The 5,322-nt window shown below is 52.3% G+C and carries 2 tRNA genes and 3 rRNA genes; all 5 read right to left on the bottom strand.

Annotated features, from left to right (window positions below):
- Window positions 1-5 precede the first annotated feature (5 nt).
- Window positions 6-121: ribosomal RNA gene (gene rrf, locus Q6A47_RS22825) — 5S ribosomal RNA — on the bottom strand.
- A gap of 137 nt (window positions 122-258) precedes the next feature.
- Window positions 259-3,150 (bottom strand): 23S ribosomal RNA (locus Q6A47_RS22820).
- 254 nt (window positions 3,151-3,404) lie between these two features.
- Window positions 3,405-3,480 (bottom strand) — tRNA-Ala (locus Q6A47_RS22815).
- A 37-nt stretch (window positions 3,481-3,517) separates the two neighbouring features.
- Window positions 3,518-3,594, bottom strand: a tRNA-Ile gene (locus tag Q6A47_RS22810).
- Between the two features lie 86 nt (window positions 3,595-3,680).
- Window positions 3,681-5,217, bottom strand: a 16S ribosomal RNA gene (locus Q6A47_RS22805).
- Together the 16S, 23S and 5S rRNA genes with 2 tRNA genes alongside form the textbook arrangement of a ribosomal RNA operon.
- Between the last annotated feature and the right edge of the window lie 105 nt (window positions 5,218-5,322).

Genomic DNA, 5,322 nt, shown 5'->3' with positions numbered 1-5,322 from the left:
ATGAATCTTGACGATGACCTACTCTCACATGGGGAAACCCCACACTACCATCGGCGATGCATCGTTTCACTGCTGAGTTCGGGATGGGATCAGGTGGTTCCAATGCTCTATGGTCGTCAAGAAATTCGGTTGCCAGTGCGCCCTTACGGACACCCCAGCCTATTCGGATATGTGATTCTGTGGTTCGTCGCGAACTTTCGGTTCTCTCGTCTTCACCACCACAATTCGGCGCTCACGCTCAAATTGCTTGGGTGTTATATGGTCAAGCCTCACGGGCAATTAGTATGGGTTAGCTCAACGCCTCACAGCGCTTACACACCCCACCTATCAACGTCGTAGTCTTCGACGGCCCTTCAGGGGATTCTAGATCCCAGTGAGATCTCATCTTGAGGCAAGTTTCCCGCTTAGATGCTTTCAGCGGTTATCTCTTCCGAACATAGCTACCCGGCAATGCCACTGGCGTGACAACCGGAACACCAGAGGTTCGTCCACTCCGGTCCTCTCGTACTAGGAGCAGCCCCTCTCAAATCTCAAACGTCCACGGCAGATAGGGACCGAACTGTCTCACGACGTTCTAAACCCAGCTCGCGTACCACTTTAAATGGCGAACAGCCATACCCTTGGGACCGGCTTCAGCCCCAGGATGTGATGAGCCGACATCGAGGTGCCAAACACCGCCGTCGATATGAACTCTTGGGCGGTATCAGCCTGTTATCCCCGGAGTACCTTTTATCCGTTGAGCGATGGCCCTTCCATACAGAACCACCGGATCACTAAGACCTACTTTCGTACCTGCTCGACGTGTCTGTCTCGCAGTCAAGCGCGCTTTTGCCTTTATACTCTACGACCGATTTCCGACCGGTCTGAGCGCACCTTCGTACTCCTCCGTTACTCTTTGGGAGGAGACCGCCCCAGTCAAACTACCCACCATACACTGTCCTCGATCCGGATCACGGACCTGAGTTAGAACCTCAAGGTTGCCAGGGTGGTATTTCAAGGATGGCTCCATGAGAACTGGCGTCCCCACTTCAAAGCCTCCCACCTATCCTACACAAGCAAGCTCAAAGTCCAGTGCAAAGCTATAGTAAAGGTTCACGGGGTCTTTCCGTCTAGCCGCGGATACACTGCATCTTCACAGCGATTTCAATTTCACTGAGTCTCGGGTGGAGACAGCGCCGCCATCGTTACGCCATTCGTGCAGGTCGGAACTTACCCGACAAGGAATTTCGCTACCTTAGGACCGTTATAGTTACGGCCGCCGTTTACCGGGGCTTCGATCAAGAGCTTCGCTTGCGCTAACCCCATCAATTAACCTTCCGGCACCGGGCAGGCGTCACACCCTATACGTCCACTTTCGTGTTTGCAGAGTGCTGTGTTTTTAATAAACAGTCGCAGCGGCCTGGTATCTTCGACCGGCATGGGCTTACGGAGCAAGTCCTTCACCCTCGCCGGCGCACCTTCTCCCGAAGTTACGGTGCCATTTTGCCTAGTTCCTTCACCCGAGTTCTCTCAAGCGCCTTGGTATTCTCTACCTAACCACCTGTGTCGGTTTGGGGTACGGTTCCCAGTTATCTGAAGCTTAGGAGCTTTTCTTGGAAGCATGGCATCAACCACTTCGTCGCCTAAAGGCAACTCGTCATCAGCTCTCGGCCTTGAAATCCCGGATTTGCCTAAGATTTCAGCCTACCACCTTAAACCTGGACAACCAACGCCAGGCTGGCCTAGCCTTCTCCGTCCCTCCATCGCAATAACTGCAAGTACAGGAATATTAACCTGTTTTCCATCGACTACGCTTTTCAGCCTCGCCTTAGGGACCGACTAACCCTGCGTCGATTAACGTTGCGCAGGAAACCTTGGTCTTTCGGCGTGCGAGTTTTTCACTCGCATTGTCGTTACTCATGTCAGCATTCGCACTTCTGATACCTCCAGCAAGCTTCTCAACTCACCTTCACAGGCTTACAGAACGCTCCTCTACCGCATCACCAAAGGTGATACCCGTAGCTTCGGTGCATGGTTTGAGCCCCGTTACATCTTCCGCGCAGGCCGACTCGACTAGTGAGCTATTACGCTTTCTTTAAAGGATGGCTGCTTCTAAGCCAACCTCCTAGCTGTCTAAGCCTTCCCACATCGTTTCCCACTTAACCATGACTTTGGGACCTTAGCTGACGGTCTGGGTTGTTTCCCTTTTCACGACGGACGTTAGCACCCGCCGTGTGTCTCCCATGCTCGGCACTTGCTGGTATTCGGAGTTTGCATCGGTTTGGTAAGTCGGGATGACCCCCTAGCCGAAACAGTGCTCTACCCCCAGCAGTGATACATGAGGCGCTACCTAAATAGCTTTCGAGGAGAACCAGCTATCTCCGAGCTTGATTAGCCTTTCACTCCGATCCACAGGTCATCCGCTAACTTTTCAACGGTAGTCGGTTCGGTCCTCCAGTCAGTGTTACCTAACCTTCAACCTGCCCATGGATAGATCGCCCGGTTTCGGGTCTATACCCAGCGACTAAGCGCCCTATTAAGACTCGCTTTCGCTACGCCTCCCCTATTCGGTTAAGCTCGCCACTGAATATAAGTCGCTGACCCATTATACAAAAGGTACGCAGTCACCTAACAAAGTAGGCTCCCACTGCTTGTACGCATACGGTTTCAGGTTCTATTTCACTCCCCTCTCCGGGGTTCTTTTCGCCTTTCCCTCACGGTACTGGTTCACTATCGGTCAGTCAGTAGTATTTAGCCTTGGAGGATGGTCCCCCCATGTTCAGACAAAGTTTCTCGTGCTCCGTCCTACTCGATTTCATTGAAAAGAGACTTTCGTGTACGGGGCTATCACCCACTATGGCCGCACTTTCCAGAGCGTTCCACTAATCTCAAATCAACTTAAGGGCTGGTCCCCGTTCGCTCGCCACTACTAAGGGAATCTCGGTTGATTTCTATTCCTCAGGGTACTTAGATGTTTCAGTTCCCCTGGTTCGCCTCTTGCACCTATGGATTCAGTACAAGATACCTAGGTTATCCTAGGTGGGTTCCCCCATTCAGAGATCTCTGGATCACAGTCTGTTTGCCGACTCCCCAAAGCTTATCGCAGGCTACCACGTCTTTCATCGCCTCTGACTGCCAAGGCATCCACCGTATGCGCTTCTTCACTTGACCATATAACCCCAAGCAATCTGGTTATACTGTGAAGACGACATTCGCCGAAAATTCGCACGTCGCTCTTTCGAGCAGAACTCACAAATTTTACCTCAGCCTGATGTCCAGCAGTGAAACTGGTCATCAGTCTGTATCTATCACATATCCGAATTTTTAAAGAACGATCTGACAAAAGCCAGAAATCAACATTCCAACGCGGCGTCAACGCGACGCGCGAATGCTCATTTCTGAGTTCTAACAGTGCTGTACAAAGGTGGTGGAGCCAAGCGGGATCGAACCGCTGACCTCCTGCGTGCAAGGCAGGCGCTCTCCCAGCTGAGCTATGGCCCCGTGTATCTGCTACATCTCGTAGGCCGCACCAAGTAATTGGTAGGTCTGGGCAGATTTGAACTGCCGACCTCACCCTTATCAGGGGTGCGCTCTAACCAACTGAGCTACAGACCTATAACAGGGTCGCGTTACAGCATCGTCTTTTCACAATGAATCAAGCAATTCGTGTGGGAGCTCATCAGCAGGCTGATGTCTTCGATTAAGGAGGTGATCCAGCCGCAGGTTCCCCTACGGCTACCTTGTTACGACTTCACCCCAGTCATGAATCACACCGTGGTAACCGTCCCCCCGAAGGTTAGACTAGCTACTTCTGGTGCAACCCACTCCCATGGTGTGACGGGCGGTGTGTACAAGGCCCGGGAACGTATTCACCGCGACATTCTGATTCGCGATTACTAGCGATTCCGACTTCACGCAGTCGAGTTGCAGACTGCGATCCGGACTACGATCGGTTTTGTGAGATTAGCTCCACCTCGCGGCTTGGCAACCCTCTGTACCGACCATTGTAGCACGTGTGTAGCCCAGGCCGTAAGGGCCATGATGACTTGACGTCATCCCCACCTTCCTCCGGTTTGTCACCGGCAGTCTCCTTAGAGTGCCCACCATAACGTGCTGGTAACTAAGGACAAGGGTTGCGCTCGTTACGGGACTTAACCCAACATCTCACGACACGAGCTGACGACAGCCATGCAGCACCTGTGTCAGAGTTCCCGAAGGCACCAATCCATCTCTGGAAAGTTCTCTGCATGTCAAGGCCTGGTAAGGTTCTTCGCGTTGCTTCGAATTAAACCACATGCTCCACCGCTTGTGCGGGCCCCCGTCAATTCATTTGAGTTTTAACCTTGCGGCCGTACTCCCCAGGCGGTCAACTTAATGCGTTAGCTGCGCCACTAAAATCTCAAGGATTCCAACGGCTAGTTGACATCGTTTACGGCGTGGACTACCAGGGTATCTAATCCTGTTTGCTCCCCACGCTTTCGCACCTCAGTGTCAGTATCAGTCCAGGTGGTCGCCTTCGCCACTGGTGTTCCTTCCTATATCTACGCATTTCACCGCTACACAGGAAATTCCACCACCCTCTACCGTACTCTAGCTTGCCAGTTTTGGATGCAGTTCCCAGGTTGAGCCCGGGGCTTTCACATCCAACTTAACAAACCACCTACGCGCGCTTTACGCCCAGTAATTCCGATTAACGCTTGCACCCTCTGTATTACCGCGGCTGCTGGCACAGAGTTAGCCGGTGCTTATTCTGTCGGTAACGTCAAAATTGCAGAGTATTAATCTACAACCCTTCCTCCCAACTTAAAGTGCTTTACAATCCGAAGACCTTCTTCACACACGCGGCATGGCTGGATCAGGCTTTCGCCCATTGTCCAATATTCCCCACTGCTGCCTCCCGTAGGAGTCTGGACCGTGTCTCAGTTCCAGTGTGACTGATCATCCTCTCAGACCAGTTACGGATCGTCGCCTTGGTGAGCCATTACCTCACCAACTAGCTAATCCGACCTAGGCTCATCTGATAGCGCAAGGCCCGAAGGTCCCCTGCTTTCTCCCGTAGGACGTATGCGGTATTAGCGTTCCTTTCGAAACGTTGTCCCCCACTACCAGGCAGATTCCTAGGCATTACTCACCCGTCCGCCGCTGAATCGAGAAGCAAGCTCCTCTCATCCGCTCGACTTGCATGTGTTAGGCCTGCCGCCAGCGTTCAATCTGAGCCATGATCAAACTCTTCAGTTCAATACTGCTTGGGTTTTTAAGAAACCCTAAACTTGGCTCAGCAATCTCAAATGACTATGTGATTTCTCGCATGGCCACTTGTGATGCTGATAATCTAGGCGACGA

This window comes from Pseudomonas boreofloridensis (assembly GCF_030580795.1).
GTDB classification, from domain to species: Bacteria; Pseudomonadota; Gammaproteobacteria; order Pseudomonadales; family Pseudomonadaceae; genus Aquipseudomonas; species Aquipseudomonas boreofloridensis.
The sequence above is the reverse complement of the archived record's forward strand: the minus strand, read 5'-3'. Positions and strand labels throughout refer to the sequence as shown.